At 68.8% G+C, this 560-nt stretch carries 1 pseudogene; it reads right to left on the bottom strand.

Annotated elements, in window-relative coordinates:
• A pseudogene (locus A612_RS02280) lies at nt 1–445 on the bottom strand (amidophosphoribosyltransferase); the annotation flags it as partial.
• Between the last annotated feature and the right edge of the window lie 115 nt (nt 446–560).

Below are 560 nucleotides of genomic sequence, written 5' to 3'. Positions count from 1 at the left end.
GCGGCGCGCCGCGGCTGGCGCGCGCCAGCTCGTGCGCCAACACGTTGAGCAATACCTCGGAGTCGCTGCCGGTGTTGGTGTGGCGGTGGTCGGTGTCGGCCAGCTCGCGGCGCAGCCGGTGCGCGTTCGTCAGGTTGCCGTTGTGCACCATCACAATGCCAAAAGGCGCGTTCACATAGAAGGGCTGCGCCTCTTCCTCGCTGGAGGCGCTGCCGGCCGTGGGGTAGCGCACCTGCCCCAGCCCCGAGGTGCCCGGCAGGGCGCGCATGTTGCGCGTGCGAAACACATCGCGCACCATGCCGCGCGCCTTGTGCATGAAGAACTTGCGCTCTTCCTGGGTCACGATGCCGGCCGCATCCTGGCCGCGGTGCTGCAGCAGCAGCAAGGCGTCATAGATCAGTTGATTCACGGGCTGGCTGCTGACCACGCCGACGATTCCACACATGATTTGCGCTTTCCGTTGATTGTCTTCCGGCGGGGCCGGGCCGTCCGCCCTGCCCCGCCGCCTCGGCCCTCTGCCCCACCGCTTCCACGCCAGCGCTCACCAGGCAGGCAGCGGC

Origin of the sequence: Melaminivora alkalimesophila (genome assembly GCF_000282995.1) — a bacterium.
GTDB classification, from domain to species: Bacteria; Pseudomonadota; Gammaproteobacteria; order Burkholderiales; family Burkholderiaceae_C; genus Melaminivora; species Melaminivora alkalimesophila.
This window is presented reverse-complemented; position numbering and strand designations above follow the sequence as displayed.